At 49.2% G+C, this 242-nt stretch carries 1 protein-coding gene; it reads left to right on the forward strand.

Going from position 1 to position 242, the window contains the following annotated elements:
• A partial coding sequence (locus AAEZ00_RS22010) for an AIR synthase related protein (RefSeq protein ID WP_351090155.1) occupies window positions 1-242 on the forward strand: 242 nt, incomplete at both ends.

Consider the following 242-nt stretch of genomic DNA (forward strand, 5'->3'; position numbering starts at 1 on the left):
GGGCGGCACGCCAATTATGGCTATTGCCATTTTAGGCTGGCCGGTTAATGTATTGCCCCCAGAAGTGGCACAGCAAGTGGTTGATGGCGGACGCCAAGCTTGTGCCGATGCAGGTATTATGTTGGCTGGAGGTCACAGTATTGATGCACCTGAACCTATTTTTGGTTTAGCGGTTACAGGCCAAATACCGCTTGAGCGAGTAAAACAAAACAACACTGCCAAAGCGAATGATCGTCTATATC

Source organism: Shewanella sp. S1-49-MNA-CIBAN-0167, assembly GCF_040310145.1.
GTDB lineage: Bacteria > Pseudomonadota > Gammaproteobacteria > Enterobacterales > Shewanellaceae > Shewanella > Shewanella psychromarinicola.